Annotated in this window: 18 protein-coding genes and 2 tRNA genes; 7 read left to right on the top strand and 13 right to left on the bottom strand. The window is 60.5% G+C overall.

Annotated elements, in window-relative coordinates; translation table 11 throughout:
- Positions 1-32: 32 nt before the first annotated feature.
- The gene (gene amaB / locus PMI26_RS19045; protein ID WP_007973303.1) at positions 33-1,523 is read right to left on the bottom strand and encodes an L-piperidine-6-carboxylate dehydrogenase; all 1,491 of its coding nucleotides are present in this window, start codon (positions 1,521-1,523) and stop codon (positions 33-35) included.
- 174 nt (positions 1,524-1,697) lie between these two features.
- On the opposite strand from amaB, the gene PMI26_RS19050 reads away from it, so the two are divergent.
- The 3 genes from PMI26_RS19050 to nadE all read left to right on the top strand — a co-directional run bounded on the left by PMI26_RS19050 (position 1,698) and on the right by nadE (position 4,860).
- On the top strand, positions 1,698-2,609 hold the full coding sequence (locus PMI26_RS19050) for a LysR family transcriptional regulator (protein ID WP_007973301.1): 912 nt from the start codon (positions 1,698-1,700) through the stop codon (positions 2,607-2,609).
- A 192-nt stretch (positions 2,610-2,801) separates the two neighbouring features.
- On the top strand, positions 2,802-4,028 hold the full coding sequence (pncB, locus tag PMI26_RS19055) for a nicotinate phosphoribosyltransferase (RefSeq protein ID WP_007973300.1): 1,227 nt from the start codon (positions 2,802-2,804) through the stop codon (positions 4,026-4,028).
- Between the two features lie 4 nt (positions 4,029-4,032).
- Positions 4,033-4,860, top strand: coding sequence for an ammonia-dependent NAD(+) synthetase (gene nadE / locus PMI26_RS19060; RefSeq protein ID WP_007973297.1), 828 nt, complete (start codon positions 4,033-4,035; stop codon positions 4,858-4,860).
- A 174-nt stretch (positions 4,861-5,034) separates the two neighbouring features.
- Here the strand turns inward: nadE and azu are convergent, their stop codons facing one another.
- The gene (gene azu / locus PMI26_RS19065) at positions 5,035-5,481 is read right to left on the bottom strand and encodes an azurin (RefSeq protein WP_007973294.1); all 447 of its coding nucleotides are present in this window, start codon (positions 5,479-5,481) and stop codon (positions 5,035-5,037) included.
- Positions 5,482-5,825: 344 nt separating this feature from the next.
- On the opposite strand from azu, the gene PMI26_RS19070 reads away from it, so the two are divergent.
- On the top strand, positions 5,826-6,413 hold the full coding sequence (locus PMI26_RS19070) for a TIGR00730 family Rossman fold protein (RefSeq protein WP_007973290.1): 588 nt from the start codon (positions 5,826-5,828) through the stop codon (positions 6,411-6,413).
- A gap of 68 nt (positions 6,414-6,481) precedes the next feature.
- Complete coding sequence (locus PMI26_RS19075) at positions 6,482-6,661, top strand: hypothetical protein (protein WP_007973286.1); 180 nt, start codon at positions 6,482-6,484, stop codon at positions 6,659-6,661.
- A gap of 225 nt (positions 6,662-6,886) precedes the next feature.
- On the opposite strand, the gene PMI26_RS19080 is transcribed toward PMI26_RS19075, so the two are convergent.
- The 11 genes from PMI26_RS19080 to rnr form a co-directional block, all read right to left on the bottom strand.
- Positions 6,887-7,777, bottom strand: a complete 891-nt coding sequence (locus PMI26_RS19080; protein WP_007973284.1) for a transglutaminase family protein — start codon at positions 7,775-7,777, stop codon at positions 6,887-6,889.
- On the bottom strand, positions 7,777-10,263 hold the full coding sequence (locus PMI26_RS19085; protein WP_007973282.1) for a circularly permuted type 2 ATP-grasp protein: 2,487 nt from the start codon (positions 10,261-10,263) through the stop codon (positions 7,777-7,779). Before PMI26_RS19085 ends, PMI26_RS19080 begins: the two co-directional genes overlap by 1 nt.
- Before the next feature lie 88 nt (positions 10,264-10,351).
- Entirely contained in the window at positions 10,352-13,624 is a 3,273-nt protein-coding gene (locus PMI26_RS19090; protein ID WP_007973279.1) for a transglutaminase family protein, read from the bottom strand.
- Positions 13,625-13,996: 372 nt separating this feature from the next.
- Positions 13,997-16,303, bottom strand: coding sequence for a YgiQ family radical SAM protein (locus PMI26_RS19095; RefSeq protein ID WP_007973278.1), 2,307 nt, complete (start codon positions 16,301-16,303; stop codon positions 13,997-13,999).
- Positions 16,304-16,491: 188 nt separating this feature from the next.
- Entirely contained in the window at positions 16,492-17,889 is a 1,398-nt protein-coding gene (gene dnaB, locus PMI26_RS19100; protein ID WP_007973277.1) for a replicative DNA helicase, read from the bottom strand.
- 134 nt (positions 17,890-18,023) lie between these two features.
- Complete coding sequence (gene rplI, locus PMI26_RS19105) at positions 18,024-18,470, bottom strand: 50S ribosomal protein L9 (RefSeq protein ID WP_007973276.1); 447 nt, start codon at positions 18,468-18,470, stop codon at positions 18,024-18,026.
- A 19-nt stretch (positions 18,471-18,489) separates the two neighbouring features.
- Complete coding sequence (locus PMI26_RS19110) at positions 18,490-19,383, bottom strand: hypothetical protein (protein WP_007973275.1); 894 nt, start codon at positions 19,381-19,383, stop codon at positions 18,490-18,492.
- A 36-nt stretch (positions 19,384-19,419) separates the two neighbouring features.
- Positions 19,420-19,650 carry a 30S ribosomal protein S18 gene (rpsR, locus tag PMI26_RS19115; RefSeq protein WP_002551829.1) on the bottom strand — a complete coding sequence of 77 codons (231 nt, stop codon included), beginning with the start codon at positions 19,648-19,650 and terminating at the stop codon, positions 19,420-19,422.
- A 28-nt stretch (positions 19,651-19,678) separates the two neighbouring features.
- Entirely contained in the window at positions 19,679-20,101 is a 423-nt protein-coding gene (gene rpsF / locus PMI26_RS19120) for a 30S ribosomal protein S6 (RefSeq protein WP_007973274.1), read from the bottom strand.
- 306 nt (positions 20,102-20,407) lie between these two features.
- A complete protein-coding gene (gene rlmB, locus PMI26_RS19125; protein WP_007973273.1) occupies positions 20,408-21,175 on the bottom strand; it encodes a 23S rRNA (guanosine(2251)-2'-O)-methyltransferase RlmB in 768 nt (255 codons plus the stop codon).
- Positions 21,172-23,799, bottom strand: a complete 2,628-nt coding sequence (gene rnr / locus PMI26_RS19130; protein WP_007973272.1) for a ribonuclease R — start codon at positions 23,797-23,799, stop codon at positions 21,172-21,174. The genes rlmB and rnr overlap by 4 nt, the downstream gene beginning before the upstream one ends.
- Positions 23,800-24,023: 224 nt before the next feature.
- Here rnr and PMI26_RS19135 point away from each other — a divergent pair.
- Both PMI26_RS19135 and PMI26_RS19140 read left to right on the top strand, forming a co-directional pair.
- Positions 24,024-24,110, top strand: a tRNA-Leu gene (locus PMI26_RS19135).
- A gap of 168 nt (positions 24,111-24,278) precedes the next feature.
- A tRNA-Leu gene (locus PMI26_RS19140) sits at positions 24,279-24,365 on the top strand.
- Positions 24,366-24,598 lie beyond the last annotated feature (233 nt).

Here is a 24,598-nt window from a genome sequence, read left to right as displayed (position 1 = left end):
TCGGCAGCTCCTACAGGGGATCATCTACCGGATCAGTCGAAGGTGATCCCTTGAGCCAACGGCAACTCCAGCGAATAGTTCACGGTGTTGGTCTGGCGGCGCATGTAGCCGCGCCATGCATCGGAACCAGACTCGCGACCGCCACCGGTTTCTTTCTCGCCGCCAAACGCGCCACCGATTTCCGCGCCGCTCGGGCCGATGTTGACGTTGGCGATGCCGCAGTCGCTGCCCACCGCCGACATGAACTGCTCGGCTTCACGCACGTCGGTGGTGAAGATGCACGAGGACAGGCCTTGTGGCACGGCGTTGTTCAGGCGCAGCGCTTCCTGGAAGTCGGTGTAGCCGACCACGTACAGGATCGGGGCGAAGGTTTCGTGGCACACGACGTCGCTCTGCTCAGGCATTTCGACGATGGCCGGCGAAACGTAGTAGGCGTTCGGGAACTGGTCTTCCAACTGACGCTTGCCGCCGAAGACCTTACCGCCTTCGCTCAAGGCCTGCTCCAGCGCATCCTGCATGTTGTCGAAGCTTTGCTTGTCGATCAGCGGGCCGACCAGGTTGCCTTCCAGCGGATGGCCGATACGCACTTTCGAGTACGCGGCTTTCAAGCGGGTGACGATTTCTTCTTTCACCGATTCATGCGCGATCAGTCGACGCAGGGTGGTGCATCGCTGACCGGCGGTGCCGACGGCGCTGAACAGGATCGCGCGAACGGCCATGTCCAGGTCGGCGCTCGGGCCGAGGATCATGGCGTTGTTACCGCCCAGTTCGAGAATGCTGCGGGCAAAGCGCGCGGCCACTTTCGGTGCCACTTCGCGGCCCATGCGGGTGCTGCCGGTGGCGCTGATCAGCGCTACGCGCGGGTCGTCCACCAAGGCTTCGCCGGCATCGCGGCCGCCGATCACTACCTGGCACAAATTCGCAGGCGCATCGCTGAAGTTCTTCACGACGCGGTCGAACAGCGCCTGGCAGGCCAGCGCGGTGAGCGGGGTCTTTTCCGATGGTTTCCACACCACCGGGTTGCCGCACACCAGTGCCAGCGTGGTGTTCCAGGCCCAGACCGCGACCGGGAAGTTGAACGCACTGATCACCCCGACAACGCCCAGCGGGTGCCAGGTTTCACGCATGTGGTGGCCAGGGCGCTCGGAAGCGATGGTCAAACCGTACAGCTGACGGGACAGGCCGACGGCGAAGTCGCAGATGTCGATCATTTCCTGAACTTCACCCAGGCCTTCCTGAGTGATCTTGCCGGCCTCCCAGGACACCAGCTCGCCGAGGTCGGCCTTGTATTCGCGCAGCACTTCACCGAATTGACGCACCAACTCACCACGGCGCGGTGCCGGAACCTTGCGCCACAGTTCGAACGCATGATCTGCGCGACTGATGTGCTGCTCGACCTCAGCCGCGCCTTCCCAGTTCACGGCGGCGATCCTGCTGCCATCAACCGGCGAATGCACCGGCACTTTGCCGTTCTGGTACAGGGCCGGGTTCACACCTAGACGATCAAGCAATGCGGCAACCATGGGTCACTCCTCAAGCAAAAGACAGAACACGTGCAGCCGGAAAATCACGGCTGATCAGAGCTGTAGTTTTAGCTGCCCGGAGGTTACTCAACAAACGACCTTTAAGAGAGATATCATTCCGTTTATTCATGCAGTGCATTGCTGGCAATAAGAAACAAGAACCAAGGACCGCCCATGCTGAATAAACGCTACCTGCCATCGATCGCTGCGTTGCAGTGCTTCGAAGCCGTCACCCGGCACTTGAGCTTCACCCGGGCTGCCGAAGAGCTGAACCTGACCCAGAGCGCCGTGAGCAAACAGGTCGCGCAACTCGAGGAGCTGTTGCAGCACCTGCTGTTCCGCCGGGTGCGCCGTCGCCTGCAGATGACGCCGGCCGGCGATCTGTACCTGGTCGAGGTGCGAAAGATCCTCACTCAGGTCGAGATGTCGACCCATTACCTGCGCTCCTACGGTGGCGAAACCGAAGTCCTGCGGGTTTCGACGCCGCCCACCTTCGGTGCGCGCTGGCTGGTACCGCGCCTGAAAGGCTGGCGCCTGCGGCATCCGTCGATCCATCTGGACCTGTGCAGCGAACAGGAAGCCGACGACCTGCTGCAAGGTCGCAGCGACCTGGCGTTCTACTTCGGCCAGGGCTCGCGGCCCGGCACCGAATGCCTGAAGCTGTTCGGCGAAGAGCTGGTGCCCGTGTGCGCCCCGGGTAGCCTGCCGGACACGCCGTTCACCGACCCGACGCAACTGACCGACCTGGTCCTGCTGCAAAACGCCTCCCGCCCCCAGGCCTGGCATGACTGGTTCGACCACCAGGGCTACCACACCGAGCACAGCTACCACGGCCCGCGCTTCGAAACCTTTTACATGTGCATCCGCGCCGCCCAGGTTGGCTGCGGCGTGGCGCTGCTACCGCGCTTTCTGGTGGAAGAGGAACTGGCCGACGGCAAGCTGGTCATTCCCTGGCAGCATGCAATGCCCAGCAGCGACTCCTATTACCTGGCCTACCCGGAGCATTCGGCGGAAGTGCCCAAGGTGCGGGACTTTGTGAAGTGGATGCTGGAGCAAATTGATAGCCCGGATGCCCCACAACATTGAGCCTTTTCACAATCCCTGTGGGAGCGAGCTTGCTCGCGATGGCGTCATTACATTCAATACTTGAATTGCCTGTCAGTCCGCTATCGCGAGCAAGCTCGCTCCCACAAGGATCTGGTGCAGTCTGAAAAATTGCTGGCAATCCCCACCACCGTTGTGCGCCACTAGCTCTATTCAATGTGGAGAACCCCCGTTATGAGCGAGAGTGTGTTTGCCGATCGCATCGTGCAGAACCTGCTCGACACCGACTTCTACAAACTGACGATGATGCAGGCGGTGCTGCACAACTACCCCAACGTTGAAGTCGAATGGGAATTTCGCTGCCGTAACGGCGAGGATTTGCGCCCATACCTGGCGGAAATCCGTTTCCAGATCGAGCGCCTGGCCGAACTGAGCCTGAGCGCCGATCAATTGAGTTTTCTGGAACGCATCAGCTTCCTGAAGCCGGATTTCCTGCGTTTTCTCGGCTTGTTTCGCTTCAACCTGCGCTACCTCCACACCGGTATCGAAAACGGTGAGCTGGTCATCCGCCTGCGCGGCCCATGGCTGCATGTGATCCTGTTCGAAGTGCCGCTGCTGGCGCTGGTCAGCGAGGTACGCAATCGTTATCGCTACCGCGAAGTCGTGCTGGAGCAGGCCCGCGAGCAGCTCTACCGAAAGTTCGACTGGCTGAGCGCCAACGCCAGCAGCGATGAATTGTCCGAGTTGCAGGTGGCCGATTTCGGCACGCGCCGCCGCTTCTCGTATCGCGTGCAGGAAGAAGTGGTGAATGTGCTCAAGCATGACTTCCCCGGACGCTTTGTCGGCACCAGCAACGTGCACCTGTCCCGGGAGCTGGACATGAAACCGCTGGGCACCATGGCCCACGAATGGATCATGGCCCACCAGCAGCTCGGCCCGCGGCTGATCGACAGCCAGATCGCCGCACTCGATTGCTGGGTCCGCGAATACCGTGGCCTGCTGGGGATTGCCCTGACCGACTGCATCACCATGGATGCCTTCCTCGGCGATTTCGATCTGTTTTTCGCCAAGCTTTTCGACGGTTTGCGCCACGACTCGGGCGATCCGGTGGTCTGGGCGGAAAAAGCCATCGCCCACTATCACAAGCTCGGCATCGACCCGATGAGCAAGACACTGACCTTCTCCGACAGCCTGACCCTGCCCAGGGCCCTGGAGATATTCCGGGCGCTGCGCGGTCGGATCAATGTGAGCTTCGGCATCGGCACCAACCTGACCTGTGACATTCCGGGTGTCGAACCGATGAGCATCGTGCTTAAAATGGCCGCCTGCAACGGCCAGCCGGTGGCGAAGATCTCCGACGAGCCCGGCAAGACGCACTGCAAAGACCCGAATTTCGTCGCGTACTTGCGACACGTTTTCCAAGTACCTGCCGCCCTTTCAAGTCCATCAAGCAAGGAGTGAATTCATGCAAGCCGTACAGCGTGAGATTGCTGAACAGCTCAAGGTCCAGCCGCCATTCGCCGACGAAGCCGCCCTTGAGGCCGAAGTCGCCCGGCGGGTGACCTTCATTCAGGACTGCCTGGTCAACTCCGGGCTCAAGACCCTGGTCCTGGGCATCAGTGGCGGTGTCGACTCCCTGACCGCCGGCCTGCTGGCCCAGCGAGCCGTGCGTGAACTGCGCCAGCGCAACGGTGATGCCGCGTACAAATTCATTGCCGTGCGCCTGCCCTACGAAACCCAGTTCGATGAACACGACGCCCAGGCTTCGGTGGATTTCATCAAGCCGGACGAGCGCCACACCGTGAACATCGGCCCGGCGGTCAAGGCCCTGGCCAATGAAGTCGCAGCCTTCGAAGGCAAACATGCGGTGTCGGTGGACTTCGTGCTCGGCAACACCAAGGCGCGCATGCGCATGGTCGCCCAGTACACCATCGCCGGCGCGGCCCATGGCCTGGTGATCGGCACCGATCACGCGGCGGAAGCGGTGATGGGGTTCTTCACCAAGTTCGGTGACGGCGCCTGCGACCTGGCGCCACTGAGCGGCCTGGTGAAAAACCAGGTCCGCGCCATCGCCCGCAGCTTCGGCGCGCCGGAATCGCTGGTGGAAAAAGTCCCGACGGCGGACCTTGAAGACCTGTCGCCCGGCAAACCGGACGAAGCCTCCCACGGCGTGACCTATGCCGAGATCGACGCGTTCCTGCACGGCCATCCGGTGCGGGAGGAAGCGTTCAAGATCATTTGCGACACCTACAACAAGACCCATCACAAGCGCGTGATGCCGTTTGCACCTTGAGGCGTGAGTGAATGAAAAAGCCCGCTGAAGTGTTGAGCTTCAGCGGGCTTTTTCTTGGGCCAAAACATATGTCGATGCTGATGGCCCCTTCGCGAGCAGGCTCGCTCCCACATTGACGGCGCAAACCTGTGGGAGCGGGCTTGCTCGCGAAGAACGATGACGCGGTGTACCTGATTACTTCAGGGTCACGGTGCCTTTCATCATCGAGATGTGGCCCGGGAACGAGCAGAAGAACCCGTACTTTTCACCGGCCGCGAGCTTGGAAACGTCGAAGGTCACCGAATCGGTTTCGTTGGCGCCGATGATCTTGGTGTGGGCGATCACACGGGCGTCGCCTTCTTTCAGGTAGTTCTTGTCGATGCCGGCGCTCAGGCCATCGGTGGCGATCGGCTGCATGTCGGCTTCTTTACTCAGCACCCAGTTATGGCCCATGACGTTCTTCGGCAAGCTGCCGGAGTGCTTGAGTTCCACGGTAAACGTCTTGCAGCTCTTGTCGATTTCAATGGCCTTCGTGTCGAAAGACATCTGGTCGGTGGAGTCGACAGTGACTTTGCACTCGGCAGCCATCAGTTGGCTGCTGGCCAGTGTCAACAGGGATACCGCAACAAGTTTGGCAAACATGGTGAATCTCCAAGGCAGGGTTAGCGAAATCGCGAATAAACAGAAGACTGCCTGAAAACTTCGCAAGTTCATATGACTTGAATCAAAAATTGTATACAACTTTCGCGCTATGGCACCGATACGAAATATCTACCGGCCAAGTGTCTGGCCCGGGCCTATCATCAGGTCGTCCCCCTTCAAATGGAATGCCTGTCATGTCGATCAACAGCCTGTTGTGCAGTTTGCTGGCCGCCTACGCCTGCGGCGCCAGCGGTACGTACGAAACGCCAAAACACCAAGTCTAGCCCTTGGAGTACCACGCGCCTGCCTTTACTCTGTGGCCCTGATCGACCATGGAGCAAGGCATGTCTTTAACATCCGTTTGTGTATTTTGTGGCGCCAGCACCGGCACCCACCCGGCTTACCGTGAAGCCGCCGTGGCCCTTGGCCGGGCCCTGGCCGAACGCAAGCTGACCCTGGTGTATGGCGGTGGCGCCGTAGGGCTGATGGGCATAGTCGCTGATGCGGCCCTGGCGGCCGGCGGTGAAGTGATCGGCATCATCCCGCAAAGCCTCAAGGACAAGGAAATCGGCCACAGCGGCCTGACCCGCCTGGAAGTTGTCGATGGCATGCATGCACGCAAGGCGCGGATGGCCGAACTCAGCGATGCCTTTATCGCGTTGCCCGGTGGCCTTGGCACCCTCGAAGAACTGTTCGAAGTCTGGACCTGGGGCCAGCTCGGCTACCACGGCAAACCGCTGGGATTGCTGGAAGTGAACGGTTTCTACAGCAAATTGACGTCTTTTCTTGATCACATCGTCGGCGAAGGCTTCGTTCGCGGGCAGCACCGTGACATGCTGCAGGTGAGCGAATCGCCGCAAAACCTGCTCGATGCTCTGGATGCCTGGCAACCGTCCGTAGCGCCAAAGTGGGCCGAGCAAAAACCCAGCTAACGGCTCGGCACCGATACAGGGCAGAATATGCGCCGCTCAACCTCACCTTCGACCCCAGAGGATCGCCCATGGCTAAACCTAATTATTCCTTCGCCAAACGTCAGAGAGACTTGGCCAAGGAGCAGAAGAAAGAGGAAAAGCTTCAGCGCAAGAAAGCTACAGCTGAAGAAGCGGCACTGAACCCTGAGGGTGAAGTGGCGGCAGAAGACGATGTTGATGCACCGAAAGACTCGGCGCCCGACGCCTGAGAACCTCCGGGCCGGTTGATCTGATCTGGCCCACCGGATCTGTGTACAGGATTGGCAGCTTGGCTGCCGATCCTCACAGGCCGATCTGAAATACCCCTCTCCAGACTCGCTATACATTCCCCCTTGTAGGAGCTGCCGCAGGCTGCGATCTTTTGACTTTGATTTTTAAAAAAACAAGATCAAAAGATCGCAGCCTGCGGCAGCTCCTACAAGGATCGGGGGGGGCTATTCCAGTGGCATCACGGTTACCCGAACTTCCGGGTCGTGGTTCCCTCCTCCGAGAATTACCCCCCGCAACGGCGACACATCGGAAAAGTCCCGGCCCCAGGCCAGGGTGATGTGCTCCAGTGCCGGCTGCACATTGTTGGTCGGATCGAAATCCACCCACCCCAGCACCGGGCAAAACACCGAGACCCAGGCGTGAGACGCATCGGCACCGATCAGCCGTGGCTGGCCCGGTGGTGGCTGGGTCAGCAGGTAGCCGCTGATATAACGCGCGGCCAATCCACGGGAACGCACGCAAGCGAGCATCAGGTGAGCAAAGTCCTGACAGACCCCGCGTCGGCGCTCCAGCACTTCCACCAGCGGCGTCGCCACCTGGGTAGCTTCGGCATCGAAAGTGAATTCAGTGAAGATTTTCTCCATCAGCGCCTGCACGCCGAGCAACAACGGTCGACCGGGTGGAAAACAGCTTTGCGAGAACTCGACGAAGTTTTTCTTCAAATGCACATACGGCGATTCGAACCGGTATCGGCAGGCTTCGAGCAATTCTGGCGACAACGGTTGGCTGCTGTAGGTCAGCGCGCTTCGTGTGTGTTCCCACGCCGCAGACCCACTGAAGTCCGGCACAGGTCGGGGCAACACTTCGATGGTGAGACTGGCGTTGACCAGCAACTCATCGTGGGGACGCTCAAATGCCAGCCGGGTCAGCGGATTGCCGAATACATCCAGCTCATCGCGACGCGAGGTCGGCTGCGGACTGATCTGCAATTGCCGGTCGGTGCAGCGCTGCCAGGCACAAGGCCGCGGCCACAAATGCGCCAGCTGCTGGGCCAGGGACACCGGGCTGTCGTAGTGGTAATGGGTGTCGTGGAAAATCTGGTAGCGGGCGCTCATCAGACGGACACCGTGCGCTGGCTGACATCGTCGACATGGGCGAAATGCCGCAACGCCAGGCGATCGGAGACTTGCCCGCTGGCGTCGGCAATCTCCTGCAACAGTGCGGCCAGCCCTTCGATGGCGGCGCGAACACTGGCGTCGCCGAACAGCGGGTTCTCCAGGCAACCCAGATCGAATCGCGCCAGACGCTCGACCAATTGCGGCAGAACAGTTTCACGCGGTACGCCAAAGTCGTCGTTGAGACGCTTGAGGGTGCGTGTCACCAGTTTCAACTGGAACAACACGGCGTGTGGGTTCTGCTCGTCGAGCAACAACAGGTCGAGCACCGGGATCAATTGCGCGACCGCCAGATAGCGCGACCGGTAGGTGATGCTGCTGTTGCCCAGTTCCAGCAACCATTCCAGCCCGGCCTGATCGATGACCCCGGCGCCCCGCAGGAACGCCGCCAGGCTGCCGCTGAGAAATTGCAGGCGTTCGATCCGCCGGCCAATCATCAGGAAACGCCAGCCTTCGTCCCGGGTCATGTCGTCCAGGGCAAAGCCGGACAGCGCCGCCAGGGACATCACCAGGCGGTTGAGGAAATCCAGCAACTCGCCGAAGTCCGGTTCTTCGGTTTCCAGCTCCATGGCTTCACGCTGCAACTCCACCAGCGCCTGCCAGTTTTCCCGCGAGAGCTTGCCGCGCACCTGCGAAGCGGCCCACTGCAAGCGTTGCAGGTTGGACCGCAGGCTGAACGGCCAGTCGTCACCGAGCAATGCCGCCAACAGGCGTTCGGGTAATTCGCCCTCATCGGGCAGCAGCATCAACCGTTCGCCGAGATCGACTGCGGCCTGCAAGGCTTGCGGGTCGTCGCCGTCGACATAGCGCGCGAGCATGATGCGCAGCAAACGGGCACTGTCGTCGCAACGTTCGCAGTAACGACCAAACCAGAACAGGTTTTCCACCACCCGCGAGGGCAGATACGGGTCGCGCCGCACCAGATCATGCACGCCGATGTTGCGCTGGGCCTTCCATTGCTCGCCGCTGGGCGCACGATCGCCCAGTACCCAGGTGTCCTTGCTGGCGCCGCCACGCTGCATCGACACCACTTCGGCATCGGCTTGTGCGGCGACCCGGGTCAAGCCACCGGGCAACACCCGATAGCCCTCGCGGCTGGCCACTGCATACACGCGCATGCCGATGGCCCGGGGTTGTAGTTGACCGTCTTCGGCTTGCCAGATCGGCGCCTGGGACAGTTGCGCAAGTTCTTGCGCGACATAAGCGTATGGCCGTGCCTGCATGCGCTCGGCGAGCTCCTGGCGCTGTTTTTCACTCAAGTCGCGGCCAAATACCGGTGCAAAGCTCTGGGACGGAAACGCCGGTTTGATCAGCAGCTCCGGCAGCTTTTCCAAGGCTTGGGCCAATACCGGCGCTTCACCGCACCACCAGGTGGCGATGGACGGCAGGATCAGCTCTTCGCCGAACAGGAACTGATTGATCTTCGGCAGGAAACCCAACAAGCCCGGCGATTCCAGCACACCACTGCCGAGCGCGTTGGCCACCAGCACCCGCCCTTGCCGCACCGCTTCCAGCAGGCCCGGGACTCCGAGGGCCGAATCGGTGCGCAGTTCCAGAGGGTCGCAGAAGTCATCGTCGAGCCGCCGCATGATCGCGTGCACCCGCCGCAGTCCACTCAGGGTCTTCAGGTAGACCGTGGCATCGCGCACCGTCAGGTCGCCGCCCTCCACCAGCGGATAACCGAGCTGACGCGCCAGGTACAGATGTTCGAAATAGCTTTCGTTGAAACGCCCGGGTGTCAGCAGCACTACCAAAGGCGCATCCCCGTCACTCGGGGCCTGACGGACCAGGGTTTCCTGCAAGGTGCGGAAGAACCCGGCCAGGTGCTGCACTTTCATATCACGGTACAACTCGGGAAAGGCCCGGGACACAATCGTGCGGTTTTCCAGCGCATACCCGGCCCCCGAAGGCGCCTGGGTTCGGTCCGCCGTGACCCACCAGCGGCCATCGGGTGTGCGCGCCAGATCCACGGCATACAAATGCAGGAAGGCTCCGTCAGGCGGGCTGATGCCCTGACAGGGCCAAAGGAAATTGTTGTGACCGAACACCAGCTCGGCAGGCAGCAGGCCTTCGGCAATCAGCCGTTGCGGACCGTAGAGGTCAGCCAGCACGGCATTGAGCAAACGCGCCCGCTGCGCGATGCCGGCCGACAACTGCTGCCACTCATCGGCAGCGATCACGTGGGGTAGCAGGTCCAGCTCCCACGGCCGGTCAGCGCCCTTGGGGTCGGCATAGACGTTATAGGTAACGCCGTTTTCCTGGATTTGCCGGGTCAGCAGGGCCTGACGCTGCACCAATTGCGCTGGCGTGCTGCGTTGCAACTGCTCGAACAGCCGGCGCCAGTGCGGGCGCACGGCGCCACTGTCGTCGAGCAGTTCGTGATAAGTGCCCGCCGTCAGCGGGTAGCGGTCAAGCAGATCAGGCATGGAAAGCTCGGCAGACAGCAATGATCGGTCAGACTAGCGCAGGCTCGTGACGCCCGGATATACGAAAAATCCGAGCGTCGCGGACGGTTTAGAAACGTCGTAAATCGAGCGTCATCGGTAACTCATCGTTAATGTCCAGAGGGGGTACAGGGAGTTTCCCCGGCGTGTGTCCGATGCGGAAGAAGCGCGCCATCCGCCGACTCTCGGCCTCGTTGGCATTGACCGGCAAACTGTCGTAATTGCGCCCGCCCGGGTGGGCGACGTGGTACTGGCAGCCGCCCAGCGAACGCTGCATCCAGGTATCGAGCAGGTCAAATATCAGCGGCGCGTGGACCGGGATGGTCGGCTGCAGGCAGTTGGCCGGTTGCCAGGCACGAAAACGCACGCCCGCGACGAATTCACCTACACGCCCGGTGGGCTGCAATGGAACAGGAATACCGTTGCAGGTCAGCAGGTAACGCTGGGGCGGCAAGCCGCTGAGCTTGACCTGCAAACGCTCCAGCGACGAATCCACGTAACGCACCGTGCCGCCCATGGCGCCCTCTTCGCCCAGCACGTGCCAGGGCTCGAGCGCCTGGCGCAGTTCCAGGGCAATACCACTGACGGCGTAATCGCCCACCTTGGGAAAACGAAACTCCAGATGCGCGGCGAACCATTCGGCCCGCACGGGATAGCCGGCGGCGTTGAGGTCGACGATGACATCGGAAAAATCCTGCTCGATAAAGTGCGGCAACAGGAAGCGATCGTGCAGTTCCGTGCCCCAGCGCGCCAGTTTTGGCGGTGCATAGGGCTCGCGCCAGAACCGCGCCACCAGCGCCCGCAGCAACAATTGTTGCGCCAGGCTCATGCGGGCATGGGGCGGCATCTCGAACGCACGCAGCTCCAGCAATCCGAGGCGCCCGGTGGCACCGTCCGGCGAATAGAGCTTGTCGATGCAGAACTCGGCGCGGTGGGTGTTGCCGGTGACATCGATCAGCAGGTTGCGCAGCAGTCGATCCACCAGCCATGGCGGACACTCCTCACCTGCTTCAGGCATCTGCGCGAAGGCGATTTCCAGTTCGTACAAGGCATCGTTGCGTGCTTCGTCGACGCGGGGCGCCTGGGATGTCGGGCCGATGAACAATCCGGAAAACAGGTAGGACAGGGATGGATGGTTATGCCAGTAGCTGATCAGGCTGCGCAGCAGATCCGGGCGACGCAGAAACGGCGAGTCCCCCGGGGTCGCACCGCCCAGCACGAAATGGTTACCGCCGCCCGTACCGGTGTGCCGACCGTCGATCATGAATTTCTCGGTGGTCAGGCGGGTCTGGCGCGCTTCTTCGTAGAGGAACTCGGTGCGCTCGACCAATTCATCCCAGGTCGCGGATGGCTGCACGTTGACCTCGATCACTCCCGGGTCCGGGGTGATGCGGAAGTTGCTCAGGCGTGGATCGCTCGGCGGCTCATAGCCCTCCAGCAATACCGGGCACATCAGCTCTTCAGCGGTGGCTTCGATGGCCGCGACCAGTTCGAGGTAATCCTCGACCCGCTCCAGCGGCGGCATGAACAGGTACAACCGGCCTTCCCGCGCCTCGGCACAGAAGGCCGTGCGGGTCAGCCAGTCGGCGGACTCGTCGATTTTTGGCGCGCGGTTTTCTGTAACGGCTGCGCCCTGGCTCTGAAGCTGACCGGTGTCAGGCAGCGGAGGGAAATCCTGATTCGGGTCTTGCGCATGAATGAATGGATATTCCGCCGCTTTCACCCAGGGTTGCGACCCCAGAGGCAAGCGATAGCCCAGCGGCGAGTCCCCCGGCACCAGTCGGCAGTGCTCGTCGCGCAGATACCAGCGGCCGCTCTGCCACTGATCGCCCTTGGCGGTGCGCGCCAGCGGAAGGACCTGGCCAATCACCTTGTCCAACCCCTGGCTGAATACCTTGCGCAGACGCGCCCGCTCCAGCGGCTCCTCCAGACGCGAATCTTCGGCGCTGACGTTTTGCGGCAGCATCCCTTCGCGCCAGAGGTAATAGAAGTTGTCTTCGTAGGCTGGAAAAACGAAGCGTGTCGGAATGTTCAGGCGTTCGGCGACACTCGCCAGAAAACGTCCGGCCAGCGCGCCATCGGCACCGTAGTCTTGTTGTTCGTCGGCTATCAGCGCGCTGTTGCGCCAGATCGGCACACCGTCGCGGCGCCAATAACAATTGAGCGACCAGCGTGGCAGTTGCTCGCCGGGGTACCACTTGCCTTGCCCGAAATGCACCAGTCCATTGGGCGCGTAGTGTCTACGCATGCGCTGGAACAGTTCGGCGGACAACCGCCGTTTATCCGGCCCCAGTGCCGCGGTATTCCATTCGGCGCCGTCCGGATCATCGATGGACACAAAGGTCGGTTCGCCGCCCATGGTCAGGCGCACATCGCCTTCCAGCAAGTCGGCATCGATCTGTCGGCCCAGGGCTTGAATCGCCAGCCACTGGTCGTCGGTGTAGGGCTTGGTGACCCGCGGTGCTTCCCAAATCCGTTCCACGGACATTTCGTGGCTGAATTCGCACGCGCAGGGTTCCACCAGGCCACTGATCGGCGCCGCCGAAGACGGATCGGGACTACAGGCCAACGGAATATGTCCTTCACCGGCAAACAGTCCGGAGGTTGCGTCCAGGCCGATCCAGCCGGCACCGGGCAAGTACACCTCGCACCAGGCGTGCAGGTCGGTGAAATCCACTTCGGTGCCCGACGGGCCGTCGAGGCTTTTGACATCAGCGGTCAGTTGAATGAGGTACCCGGAGACAAAACGCGCCGCCAGCCCGAGGTTGCGCAGCAGTTGCACCAACAACCATGCCGAGTCGCGGCAGGAACCGGAGGCGTGTTCGAGGGTGTGTTCCGGCGTCTGCACGCCGGGCTCCATGCGAATCAGGTAGTCGATGTCTTCGCTCAGGCGCTGGTTGAGCGCGACGAGGAAGTCCACGGCGGGCAACGGTGTGCGGTCGATGCCGTCCAGATAGGCCTTGAATTTCGGCGTCAGCGGCAGGGTTTCCAGGTACGGCGCCAGTTCCTTGCGCTCATCTGCGGCATAGGTGAAGGGGATCTTTTCCGCGTAGGGTTCGAGGAAGAAGTCAAACGGATTGAAGATCGCCATCTCCGCCAGCAAATCGACCTCGATTCGCAATTCATCGGTTTTTTCCGGGAACACCAGCCGCGCCAGGTAATTGCCCTGAGGGTCCTGCTGCCAGTTGATGAAGTGCTGCTCGGGCGAGACTTTCAGCGCATAAGACAGAATCCGCGTGCGGCTGTGGGCGGCGGGACGCAGGCGAACAATCTGCGGGCCGAGCTCGACAGCGCGGTCATAGCGGTAATGCGTGACATGGTGCAATGCGACATGAATCGACACGGCGTGCCTCCTGCGAGCCTTGAGCGTATGGGAAAGCGCGCAAGACTTATGCCATCGCGCATTGCTGGCGCTTTCTTCGGTTGCCTGAGGCAGTACAGCACCAAAACCGGGCGATGCAGGAAAATGGATTGATTATGTTGCACGTAAATGTGGCGAGTGGGGTTTCGCCTGGGAAGCTCTTTGGTGAATGTACCGCCCTCTTCGCGAGCAGGCTCGCTCCCACAGGAGGAATGCATTTAATTGTGGGAGCGAGCCTGCTCGCGAAGAGGCCAGTTGCCACAACCCACTCTCGGGCTTTGATACAGCTTTTACTCTTCCCGGAATGCAAAACGCCAACCCGAAGGTTGGCGTTCTGTTCAGCGCAGGCGCGGCTTAGCGCGGTACGACGGGCTTGCGAGCCGGCTTCGGCCCCTTGCCCTTGGCCGCGTCCTTGCGTTCCTTGGCCGCCTGCTGGTTGCGGGCGAACGCCGCCGCCTTGGCCTGTTCGCGCTTGTCCCACGGGTTGCCGCCATCGCTGGCGCGCGGTGGCAGGCCTGTGTGCTGGGTGAGGATCTTGGTGGTCTTCTCTTTCGCGGCCACTTTATGGCTGCCGGCTGGCGTCGAATTCTTGCGACGGGCGCTCTGGTAGCTGTCGGTCGATGGCTGGTGCAAAGGAATCAGCTGGTTCTTGCCCGGCCCGATCAGGTCGGCGCGGCCCATGCGGGTCAGTGCTTCACGCAGCATCGGCCAGCCTTTCGGGTCGTGATAACGCAAGAACGCCTTGTGCAGGCGACGCTGCTCCTCGCTCTTGACGATGGTCACCGCGTCACTCTTGTAGGTGACCTTGCGCAGCGGGTTCTTGCCCGAGTGATACATCGCGGTGGCGGTGGCCATCGGCGACGGGTAGAACGCCTGCACTTGGTCGGCACGGAAACCGTTGCCCTTGAGCCACAGGGCCAGGTTCATCATGTCTTCATCGGTGGTGCCCGGGTGGGCGGCGATGAAGTAAGGGATCAGGTACTGCTCCTTGCCCGCTTCCTTGGAGTACTTCTCGAACATGCGCTTGAACTTGTCATAGCTGCCGATGCCCGGTTTCATCATCTGGTTGAGCGGACCTTCCTCGGTGTGTTCCGGGGCGATCTTCAGGTAACCACCAACGTGGTGGGTCACCAGCTCTTTAACGTATTCCGGCGACTCGACCGCGAGGTCATAACGCAGGCCGGAAGCGATCAGGATCTTCTTCACACCCGGCAATTCACGGGCACTGCGGTACAGCTGGATCAGCGCCGAGTGGTCGGTGTTCAGGTTCGGGCAGATACCCGGGAACACGCAGGATGGCTTGCGGCACGCGGATTCGATTTCCGGGCTCTTGCAGGCGATGCGGTACATGTTCGCGGTCGGGCCGCCGAGGTCGGAGATTACGCCGGTAAAACCGGGAACCTTGTCGCGAATTTCTTCGATTTCGCGAATGATCGACTCGTGGGAACGGTTCTGGATGATCCGCCCTTCGTGCTCGGTGATCGAGCAGAAGGTGCAGCCGCCGAAGCAGCCACGCATGATGTTCACCGAGAAACGGATCATGTCGTAGGCCGGGATTTTTTCCTTGCCGTACGCCGGGTGCGGAATGCGGGCGTAAGGCATGCCGAACACGTAGTCCATTTCTTCGGTGGTCATCGGAATCGGTGGCGGGTTGAACCAGACGTCGACTTCGCCATGCTTCTGTACCAAGGCGCGGGCGTTGCCCGGGTTGGTTTCCAGGTGCAGCACGCGGTTGGCGTGGGCGTAGAGCACCGCGTCGTTGCGGACCTTTTCCACCGACGGCAGACGGATCACAGTCTTGTCGCGGGTCATGCGCGGGCTGGCGAGGATCTGCACGACTTTAGCTTCTTGCGGATCCTCAACCGGACCTTTTTCCTGCTCGATAGCGCAGGCCTGGGTGTCCTGGGTGTTCACGTACGGGTTGATGATCTTGTCGATCTTGCCCGGACGGTCGATGCGCGTGGAATCGACTTCGTACCAGCCTTGCGGCGTATCACGACGGATGAACGCGGTCCCGCGCACGTCGGTGATGTCTTCGATCTTGTGACCGTAGGACAGACGCTGGGCAACCTCGACGATCGCGCGCTCGGCGTTGCCGTAGAGCAGGATGTCGGCGCTGGCGTCGATCAGGATCGAGTTGCGCACGCGGTCCTGCCAGTAGTCGTAATGCGCGATGCGGCGCAGCGACGCTTCGATGCCGCCGAGCACGATCGGCACGTGCTTGTAGGCTTCCTTGCAGCGCTGGCTGTAGACCAGGCTGGCGCGATCCGGACGCTTGCCGGCCAGGCCACCCGGCGTGTAGGCATCGTCGGAACGGATTTTCTTGTCCGCGGTGTAGCGGTTGATCATCGAGTCCATGTTGCCGGCCGCGACACCGAAGAACAGGTTCGGCTCGCCGAGCTTCATGAAGTCGTCTTTGGACTGCCAGTTCGGCTGGGCAATGATCCCGACGCGGAAGCCCTGGGACTCCAGCAGCCGGCCGATGATCGCCATGCCGAACGACGGGTGATCGACGTAGGCATCACCGGTGACGATGATGATGTCGCAGGAATCCCAGCCGAGCTGATCCATCTCCTCCCTGCTCATGGGCAGGAACGGCGCTGGCCCGAAACATTCGGCCCAGTACTTGGGATAGTCAAATAACGGCTTGGCTGCTTGCATGTCGATAACCGGTGTTGGCTTTCATTGAATTTCGCGGGCGCGGAATATAGCACAAATTTTGACCAATTCCGACGGCTGTGGTCGGAAATTGCGGCGACCCCATCGCGAGCAAGCTCGCTCCCACAGGTTCAATGTGATCCCTGTGGGAGCGAGCTTGCTCGCGATGAGGACCGATCAGTCGCTACAAATTACTCGTCATCATCAAAATTGTAGCTGCCCGGCGCGAGGTTTTCGAAGCGCGTGTACTTACCGATAAAGGCCAGGCGGATAAAGCCGATCGGCCCGTTCCGCTGCTTGCCGATGATGATCTCGGCAATGCCCTTGTGCTCGGTTTCCGGGTGATACACCTCGTCGCGATACACGAACATGATCACGTCGGCGTCCTGCTCGATCGCTCCGGATTCCCGCAAGTCGGAGTTCACCGGGCGTTTGTTCGGCCGCTGTTCGAGGGAGCGGTTGAGCTGCGAGAGCGCCACCACCGGGCAGTTGAATTCCTTGGCCAGGGCTTTCAGGGATCGGGAGATCTCGGAAATCTCGTTGGTCCGGTTGTCACCGCTGGAACCCGGGATCTGCATCAGCTGCAGGTAGTCGATCATGATCAGGCCGACATCGCCGTGTTCGCGCACCAGACGACGGGTCCGGGCGCGCATTTCCGACGGGCTGATGCCCGCGGTATCGTCGATGAAAAGCTTGCGGTCGTTGAGCAGGTTGACCGCCGAGGTCAGGCGCGGCCAGTCGTCGTCTTCCAACTGACCGGAACGCACCTTGGTCTGGTCGATGCGGCCGAGGGAAGACAGCATACGCATGATCAGCGATTCGCCTGGCATCTCGAGGGAGTACACGAGGACAGCCTTCTCGCTGCGCAGCACGGCGTTTTCCACCAGGTTCATCGCAAAGGTGGTTTTACCCATGGACGGACGGCCGGCGACGATGATCAGGTCGGCCGGTTGCAGGCCGCTGGTTTTCTCGTCGAGGTCGGTGTAGCCGGTGGACAGGCCGGTGATGGCGTTGTCGGTGTTGAACAGGGTGTCGATGCGGTCGATGGCCTTGGTCAGCAACTCGTTCACACCCACCGGGCCGCCGGTTTTTGGCCGGGCCTCGGCGATCTGGAAGATCTGCCGCTCAGCTTCATCGAGGATTTCTTCTGCCGTGCGCCCTTCAGGGTTGAAGGCGCTGTCGGCGATTTCGGTGCTGATGCCGATCAATTGACGCAGGGTCGCGCGCTGGCGAACGATCTGCGCATAGGCCTTGATGTTGGCGACGGACGGCGTGTTTTTTGCCAGCTCGCCCAGGTAGCCGAGGCCACCGACTTGCGAGGTCTGACCTTCCTTGTCCAATTGCTCGGCAAGGGTCACGACGTCGATCGGCGAGTTCTGATCGGCCAGTTTGGCGATCGCACGGAAAATCAGGCGGTGGTCATGTCGATAGAAATCGCCGTCGGAGACTTGATCGAGCACACGCTCCCAGGCGTTGTTGTCCAGCATCAGACCACCGAGCACGGCCTGTTCGGCCTCGATGGAATGCGGCGGCACCTTCAGCGCGGCGGTTTGCAGGTCGTATTGCTCGGGAGCTAAGATTTCGTTCATGGCCACTTGGTTTTTTTTTGGAAAGCAGGAATGTAAAAACTGGGATGCCAGAAAGACAAAGGGCACGACCTGTAAACAGGATCGTGCCCGATGTTACCGGCAAGCACCCGAGGGTGCCAGCCGACAAGTGCTGCTTAAGCTGCTACCACGACAACGCGTACGGTGGCTTCAACTTCGGCGTGCAGGTGCACGGCTACGTCGAATTCGCCTACGTTGCGGATGGTGCCGTTCGGCAGACGAACTTCGCTCTTCTGCACTTCAACGCCGGAGGCGGTCAGTGCGTCAGCGATGTCGTGAGTACCGATCGAACCGAACAGCTTGCCTTCGTCGCCAGCGGTGGCAGTGATGGTCACTTCCAGCTCGGCCAGTTGGGCAGCGCGGCTTTCAGCCGATGCTTTGCGATCTGCTGCAGCTTTTTCCAGCTCAGCGCGACGCTCTTCGAACGCAGCCAGGTTGGCTGGGGTCGCAGCGGTAGCTTTGCCGTAAGGCAGCAGGTAGTTACGACCGTAACCAGCCTTAACGTTCACTTTGTCACCCAGGTTGCCCAGGTTGGTGACTTTTTCCAGAAGGATCAGTTGCATGTGAAAATCCTCTTAACTTTTAACCTTCACCGTTCGCGTTATCGGCATCTTTCGGTGCCGAACGACCGCGAAAATCAATCAGGCTGTCGACGATGGCCAGGACCACCAGCAACGGATAGATCAGTTGCATGAACAGCAACAGCGTCACGTACAACCCCACCAGCCAGAACCTGGCCAGTCGCTTCTGCGCCACCAGCCCGTGAATCAGGGCCAGCCCGGCGAACACCAGCGGTACACTGCACAACGGCGTCAACATGGCCATCTGCGGACCGATGTTCGGCCCCAGAAGCATGCACGCCAGCAGCAACATCGCCGGCAACAGCGGGAAACGGATGGCGCGAAACTCGCGACCAAAACCGCCCGGGTTGTACAACAACGCCTGCCAGTAGCGCCCGACAAGCAGGCTCAGCAAGCTGACGATTTGCAACAATGCCGCAATCAGGCCGGTCAGGACCGGTGCAATCAGGGACGCGAAACGCGCTTGTTCGTCTACCGACAACTTCTGGTAGACATCGCCGAGTAGCGACGGCATGACTTTGATCAAAGCCTGCGCCAGCATCTCGATCTGGGGAGCAAAAGCTGTCCCCAACACCACTGAAAACACCACTCCCATCGCTATGCTGACCAGCAGCACGCGGTTCCAGGACTCGCTTGCGCGCAAAACCAACGCAAGGCTCGCAGACCCCAGCAGCACCAGAAGTGCCCGTGGGTCGTCGGAGTACAGCCACCAGGCCAATGCCGGCAGCAGTCCCAGAGCAAGAACGCCCAGGGCGTCCCTCAATCCGCGCCGCAGGAGCACAAGGCATCCGGCGGCAGCACCCAACCAATACAACAACGGCAATGCCGCGCATCCAGCCACTACCAGAGTGGCCTGCATACGGCCGCGCATGATGAACTCAGCTATGGCCCGCATGCATTCAATCCTTTGCTACGTGTCGACTGCCCGGTCTCAGCGGCCGTGGCTGTCGGTGTAGGCCAGCAGGGCCAGGAAGCGGGCGCGCTTGATAGCGGTGGCCAGCTGACGCTGATAACGAGCTTTGGTACCGGTGATGCGGCTTGGAACAATTTTGCCGGTCTCGGATACGTAGGCTTTCAGAGTGTTGAGATCTTTGTAATCGATCTCTTTCACGTCTTCAGCGGTGAAGCGGCAGAATTTACGACGACGGAAGAAACGTGCCATTTGATAGGCTCCTTAAAAGGTCCGTGGATTACTCGTCAGCGTTATCGCTGTTGTCGCTGTCATCACTGTCAGCGCTTTCAACGCCTTCGTGCTCAGGACGGTCGCGACGCTCACGGCGCTCACTGCGGTTTTCTTCAGCCTTGAGCATCTCGGACTGGCCGGTAACGGCTTCGTCGCGACGGATGACCAGGTTACGGATCACTGCATCGTTGTAGCGGAAGTTGTCTTCCAGCTCGGCCAGGGCCTTGCCAGTGCACTCAACGTTCAGCATCACGTAGTGAGCCTTGTGAACATTGTTGATTGCGTAGGCCAGTTGACGACGGCCCCAATCTTCCAGACGGTGGATTTTGCCGCCGTCTTCTTCGATCAGCTTGGTGTAACGCTCAACCATGCCGCCGACTTGCTCGCTTTGATCCGGGTGGACCAAAAAGATGATTTCGTAATGACGCATGAATGCTCCTTACGGGTTGTAGCCTGCCGCTCAAAAGCGGTCAGACAAGGAGTGAATGACACTTATGGACTTGCAGACGCTAGACACGTTGGTGCCTGCCATCACAGCAAGGGGCGCAATTGTAGAGAAGGGGCGAGGGAGGCGCAAGGTAATTGGTGATTATTTGAACAGCCACCAAATTCATGCCACACCACAAAACACTGTGGGAGCGGGCTTGCTCGCGAATGCGGTACGACATTCAACATCTTTGCTGAATGTTACTCCGCTCTCGCGAGCAAGCCCGCTCCCACAGGGACTGCAACTGGATCAGGACTTCTTGGCAGCAGCCTTGGCCTTGACGCTACGCTGGCGCTGCGCTTCGAACAGGCAGACGCCGGTGGCCACGGAAACGTTGAGACTGCTGACGCTACCGGCCATCGGCAGGTTCACCAGATAATCGCAATGCTCACGAGTCAGGCGACGCATGCCCTTGCCTTCGGCGCCCATGATCAGGATGGTCGGACCGGTGAGATCCTGGTCATACAGACTGACCTCAGCCTCGCCGGCCGTACCGACAACCCACAAGCCACGCTGCTGGAGTTTTTCCAGGGTGCGCGCCAGGTTGGTCACGGCGACCAGCGGAATCACTTCCGCCGCGCCGCAGGCGATTTTCCGTACGACCGGAGTCAGGGTCGCCGACTTGTCCTTCGGTACGATCACTGCCAACGCGCCCGCCGCATCGGCGGAGCGCAGGCAGGCGCCGAGGTTGTGCGGATCGGTCACACCGTCGAGCACCAGCAACAACGGCGCGCCGTCGGTGCGATCGAGCAGTTCGTCGAGCATTGCCTCGCCCCAGACCTGGCTCGGACTCACGTCCGCGACCACGCCCTGGTGCACGCCTTCAACCCAGGCGTCCATTTCGCGGCGCTCGGCCTGGCCGACCTGGACCCGGTTTTCATTGGCCAGCTCAATCAGCGTCTGGACCCGAGGATCATTGCGGCCTTCGGCCAGCCAGATCTGCTTGACGCGTTTCGGGTGGTGACGCAACAACGCTTCTACAGCATGAACGCCGTAGATCTTTTCCAACTGACTCATGGCTTGGCCTTAGGTTTACGCGCCCCGCCACTCTTGGCTGGAGCCGAGCCCGCTTTTGGCGGGCCTTTACGATGTTTGCTCGGTTTGGCTGGCTTGCCGCCGACGGCCTTGTCAGGCGCCGACCGGCTGGTCTTTCCCCCAGACGCCGCTTTACCGCCGCTTTTCGCACCGGCCAGCAACGCCTGTTTCATTTCACGACTTTTGCGCACTTCGGCGTTTTTCGCCGCGGCATCGCTCGGGCGATAGGCTTCCACAGCCTTTTCCTTGGCAGGACGGCGACCGGTTTTCGCCGGGGCCGGTTCTGCTTCGACTTTCGCTGCAGGCGCTGCACTTTCGGTACCGCGTTTTTTGCGGCCAATCGGTGCGCTGATGGTTTTTTCGGCCATCTCGAAGTCGATCTTGCGCTCGTCGAGGTCGACGCGCATGACTCGCACTTCTACGGTGTCGCCCAGGCGGAAGCTGCGACCGGTGCGCTCACCGGCCAGGCGGTGGTGCACAGGATCGAAGTGGTAGTAATCGCCCGGCAGCGCGGTGACGTGCACCAGGCCTTCGACGTAGATATCGGTCAGCTCGACGAACAGACCAAAACCGGTCACAGCAGTGATCACGCCCGGGAACGATTCGCCCACGCGATCTTTCATGAACTCGCACTTGAGCCAGTTCACCACGTCGCGAGTCGCTTCGTCGGCACGGCGCTCGCTCATCGAGCACTGCTCGCCGAGTTGCTCCAGGGCAGCTTCGTCGTACGGATAGATGCGCGCCTTCGGAATGGTCATCGCACCGGCACGGCGAACGTGCGGGGTGTTCTGCTTGGAATGGATCACGCTGCGGATTGCGCGGTGCGTGAGCAAATCCGGGTAGCGGCGGATCGGCGAGGTGAAGTGGGTATAGGCTTCGTAATTCAGGCCGAAGTGGCCCTGGTTATCGGCGCTGTACACCGCCTGGCTCAACGAACGCAGCATGACGGTCTGGATCAGGTGGAAATCCGGACGATCCTTGATACCGGCCAGCAATGCCTGGTAATCCTTCGGCGACGGACCGTCCTTGCCTTTGTGCAGGGACAGGCCGAGCTCGCCGAGGAAGGCGCGCAGTTTTTCCAGACGCTCCGGTGGCGGACCATCATGAACACGGTACAACGCAGGAATTTCGTGCTTTTTCAGGAATTCGGCGGTGGCCACGTTGGCCGCCAGCATGCATTCCTCGATCAGCTTGTGTGCATCGTTGCGCACGGTCGGACGGATTTCGGCAATCTTACGCTCGGAACCGAAGATGATCCGGGTTTCCTGGGTCTCGAAATCGATCGCGCCACGTACGTGACGGGCCGCCAGCAACACCTTGTACAGCGAGTACAACTGCTTGAGGTGCGGCACGACGTCGGTGTATTCGCCGCGCAGCTTGCGCGCCTCGGTGGCTTTCGGCGTTTCCAGCATGGCGCTGACTTTGTTGTAGGTCAGGCGCGCATGGGAGTGAATCACCGCTTCGTAGAAGCAGTAGTCGGTCATTTCGCCGGATTTGGAGATGGTCATCTCGCAAACCATGGCCAGACGATCGACTTGCGGGTTCAGCGAGCACAGGCCGTTGGACAGCTGCTCAGGCAGCATCGGAATCACGCGCTCAGGGAAGTACACCGAGTTGCCGCGAACCTGCGCTTCAGCATCCAGCGCCGAACCAAGCTTCACGTAACTGGATACGTCGGCAATCGCCACGTACAGCTTCCAGCCGCCCGAGAACAGACGCAGCTTGCCCGGACGGGCTTCGCAATAGACCGCATCGTCGAAGTCGCGGGCATCTTCGCCGTCGATGGTGACGAACGGCAGATGACGCAGGTCGATACGCTTCTCTTTGTCTTTCTCTTCGACTTCCGGTTTGAGCTTGCCGGCTTCCTTGAGCACGGCGTCAGGCCAGACGTGAGGAATGTCATACGTACGCAGGGCGACGTCGATTTCCATGCCCGGCGCCATGTAGTTGCCCACGACTTCAACCACGTCGCCTTGCGGCTGGAAGCGTGGCGTTGGCCAGTGAGTGATCTTCACTTCGACGAACTGACCGATCTGCGCGTTGGCATTACGGCCCGGCGTCACCAGCACTTCCTGCTGGATCTTCGGGTTATCCGCGACGACGAAACCGATACCGCCTTCTTCGAAGTAGCGACCGACGATGCTTTCGTGAGCACGGGACACCACTTCGACGATCATGCCTTCGCGGCGACCACGACGATCCAGGCCGGAAACACGCGCCAGGGCACGGTCACCGTCGAACACCAGGCGCATCTGCGCCGGGCTCATGAACAGATCGTCACTGCCATCGTCCGGCACCAGGAAGCCGAAGCCGTCACGGTGACCGCTGATGCGGCCCAGGATCAGGTCAAGCTTGTCCACCGGCGCATAAGTGCCACGTCGGGTATAGATGAGTTGAGCATCGCGCTCCATGGCGCGCAGGCGGCGGCGCAGGGCTTCGATCTGGTCTTCTGTGGTCAGACCAAACTCTTCGACCAGTTGCTCGCGGTTAGCAGGCGAACCCCGATCAGCAAGGTGCTGAAGGATCAGTTCGCGGCTAGGAATAGGGTTTTCATATTTTTCCGCTTCACGAGCGGCCTCGGGATCGAGGGACTGCCAATCGGCCATTAGAGAGTTTTCACCTTGTCTATATGCGGGTTAGTTTGGCATAGGCGTAATGAAACGGGAAATTTCAAGCTAAGACGACCCATCTAAAGCCCTGTATCGACACCGCAAAGCTGATTTGAAGACCGCTGGTGAAATTTTCCAGGTTTTTTTGGTGTCGGGGGTTTACAGTTAAAAAGACGCTCCGTATAGTGCGCGCCATCGACGACGGAGACGTTGCCGATACTGCCCAGATGGTGAAATTGGTAGACACGCCAGCTTCAGGTGCTGGTGACCGCAAGGTCGTGGAAGTTCGAGTCTTCTTCTGGGCACCAATTTCGAGCTTGAGATTAGATCAATTTCAAGGCTCACACAAAAACCCGCGAAAGCGGGTTTTTGCATTCTGGGCCACTGGTTTATTAATTTTTAAAATCAGGGGTTTACAGATCAAAATGCTCTCCGTATAGTGCGCCACATCAACAGCGGCAACGCTGAAGATGAATGCCCAGATGGTGAAATTGGTAGACACGCCAGCTTCAGGTGCTGGTGACCTTACGGTCGTGGAAGTTCGAGTCTTCTTCTGGGCACCAATTCAAGTTCAAGGTTACGACCTTGAATTTCACAAAAACCCGCGAAAGCGGGTTTTTGCGTTTCTGACCTCCAGAAGTGTTCTCTACCGCCCTTCTACAGAAGCGAGCCTGCTCGCGATGCACGCCCAGACAACACTGGCATGCAGGCACCCCGCGTTATCGTTGAAAACCATCGCGAGCAGGCTCGCTCCTACAGGGTCATCGGCAGCCTGTACCAAAAGGAAATCCAACCC

Source organism: Pseudomonas sp. GM33 (assembly GCF_000282295.1).
In the GTDB taxonomy this organism is placed as follows: Bacteria; Pseudomonadota; Gammaproteobacteria; order Pseudomonadales; family Pseudomonadaceae; genus Aquipseudomonas; species Aquipseudomonas laurylsulfatiphila.
The sequence above is the reverse complement of the archived record's forward strand: the minus strand, read 5'-3'. Positions and strand labels throughout refer to the sequence as shown.

What these genes read in the sequence shown, in the direction of transcription:
- amaB (WP_007973303.1), bottom strand. Translation starts at nt 1,523, where the DNA reads ATGGTTGCCGCATTGCTTGATCGTCTAGGTGTGAACCCGGCCCTGTAC.
- nadE (WP_007973297.1), top strand. Translation starts at nt 4,033, where the DNA reads ATGCAAGCCGTACAGCGTGAGATTGCTGAACAGCTCAAGGTCCAGCCG.
- dnaB (WP_007973277.1), bottom strand. Translation starts at nt 17,889, where the DNA reads ATGAACGAAATCTTAGCTCCCGAGCAATACGACCTGCAAACCGCCGCG.
- rlmB (WP_007973273.1), bottom strand. Translation starts at nt 21,175, where the DNA reads ATGAGTCAGTTGGAAAAGATCTACGGCGTTCATGCTGTAGAAGCGTTG.
- PMI26_RS19085 (WP_007973282.1), bottom strand. Translation starts at nt 10,263, where the DNA reads ATGCCTGATCTGCTTGACCGCTACCCGCTGACGGCGGGCACTTATCAC.
- PMI26_RS19075 (WP_007973286.1), top strand. Translation starts at nt 6,482, where the DNA reads ATGGCTAAACCTAATTATTCCTTCGCCAAACGTCAGAGAGACTTGGCC.
- PMI26_RS19070 (WP_007973290.1), top strand. Translation starts at nt 5,826, where the DNA reads ATGTCTTTAACATCCGTTTGTGTATTTTGTGGCGCCAGCACCGGCACC.
- rnr (WP_007973272.1), bottom strand. Translation starts at nt 23,799, where the DNA reads ATGGCCGATTGGCAGTCCCTCGATCCCGAGGCCGCTCGTGAAGCGGAA.
- rplI (WP_007973276.1), bottom strand. Translation starts at nt 18,470, where the DNA reads ATGCAACTGATCCTTCTGGAAAAAGTCACCAACCTGGGCAACCTGGGT.
- rpsF (WP_007973274.1), bottom strand. Translation starts at nt 20,101, where the DNA reads ATGCGTCATTACGAAATCATCTTTTTGGTCCACCCGGATCAAAGCGAG.
- PMI26_RS19080 (WP_007973284.1), bottom strand. Translation starts at nt 7,777, where the DNA reads ATGAGCGCCCGCTACCAGATTTTCCACGACACCCATTACCACTACGAC.
- PMI26_RS19095 (WP_007973278.1), bottom strand. Translation starts at nt 16,303, where the DNA reads ATGCAAGCAGCCAAGCCGTTATTTGACTATCCCAAGTACTGGGCCGAA.
- rpsR (WP_002551829.1), bottom strand. Translation starts at nt 19,650, where the DNA reads ATGGCACGTTTCTTCCGTCGTCGTAAATTCTGCCGCTTCACCGCTGAA.
- pncB (WP_007973300.1), top strand. Translation starts at nt 2,802, where the DNA reads ATGAGCGAGAGTGTGTTTGCCGATCGCATCGTGCAGAACCTGCTCGAC.
- PMI26_RS19050 (WP_007973301.1), top strand. Translation starts at nt 1,698, where the DNA reads ATGCTGAATAAACGCTACCTGCCATCGATCGCTGCGTTGCAGTGCTTC.
- PMI26_RS19110 (WP_007973275.1), bottom strand. Translation starts at nt 19,383, where the DNA reads ATGCGGGCCATAGCTGAGTTCATCATGCGCGGCCGTATGCAGGCCACT.
- azu (WP_007973294.1), bottom strand. Translation starts at nt 5,481, where the DNA reads ATGTTTGCCAAACTTGTTGCGGTATCCCTGTTGACACTGGCCAGCAGC.